Raw genomic sequence first — 1,198 nt, 5'->3', positions numbered from 1 at the left:
CTCCCCAGGGAGCGGCGACCCACACTTTTGCATAGGCCCGGGGAAACGCACTCATCATGCATGCGACCGTCAGCAGCAACGCTCCTACCACCGCGCGTGCGGAGGAAGCGGCGCGCAACGCGAGGGATACGCGCAACGACCGCCTGTTCGGAGGGCTGCTCAAGACCTGCGCCCTGATCGTCCTGGTGTCACTGGTCGGCGCGGCGGCGTCCACCCTGTGGCTGGGTCGTGATGCGTTCGCCACCTTCGGCTGGGGCTTCCTGACCAGCTCTGCCTGGGACCCGACCAACAACCAGTACGGCGCCCTCGTACCGGTCATGGGCACGGTGACCACCGCGCTCATCGCACTCATCTTCGCTGTGCCGGTCAGCTTCGGCATCGCCCTCTTTCTTACCGAGATCGCACCGAACTGGTTGCGCGGTCCGGTCAGTTCCGCCATCGAGCTGCTCGCCGGCATCCCGTCGATCATCTACGGCATGTGGGGCCTTTTCATTTTCGCCCCGTTCGTCGCGACGTATATCAAGCCGTGGCTGATGAACAATCTCAGCGCGGATCCGCCGGACGGCAAGATTTCCTGGCTGGTCCAGCACGTACCGTTCATCGCCAAGTTCTTCTCCAGCGAATACCCGTTCTTCGGCGCGGGCGTGCTCACGGCGGGCCTGGTGCTCGCCATCATGATCATCCCGTTCATCTCTTCGGTGATGCGTGAGGTCTTCCAGACCGTGCCCACCCGCCTGAAGGAGTCCGCCTATGCGCTGGGTTCAAGCACATGGGAAGTGGTCTGGGACATCGTCGTGCCCTACACCCGCACCGCCGTGATCGGCGGCATCTTCCTCGGTCTGGGCCGTGCGCTGGGCGAAACGATGGCCGTGGCTTTCGTTCTCGGCAACACGTTCAAGTTCACGCCGTCCATCCTCGAGACCGGCAGCTCCATCGCCTCGACCATCGCCAACCAGTTCGGTGAGGCGGAAGGCCTGCAGAAGTCGGCGCTGATGGCGATCGCCTTCCTGCTCTTCGTGGTGACCTTCATCGTGCTGACGATCGCTCGCCTCATGCTTCGCCGCCTGGCTTCGAAGGAAGGCTCCTGATGTCCGCCTCGCTCTACACCACGCGCCGCATCAAGAACATCGTCGCGATGATCCTGAGTGTCGTTGCCACCGGCATCGGCCTGCTCTTCCTGGCCTGGATCCTCTGGGAG

At 63.6% G+C, this 1,198-nt stretch carries 1 protein-coding gene; it reads left to right on the top strand.

Annotated elements, in window-relative coordinates:
• Positions 1-56: 56 nt before the first annotated feature.
• Complete coding sequence (pstC, locus tag AC1DT2_RS23910) at positions 57-1,088, top strand: phosphate ABC transporter permease subunit PstC (RefSeq protein ID WP_063571066.1); 1,032 nt, start codon at positions 57-59, stop codon at positions 1,086-1,088.
• Positions 1,089-1,198 lie beyond the last annotated feature (110 nt).

The organism is Luteibacter sp. P4_E6 (genome assembly GCF_056401535.1).
The sequence above is the reverse complement of the archived record's forward strand: the minus strand, read 5'-3'. Positions and strand labels throughout refer to the sequence as shown.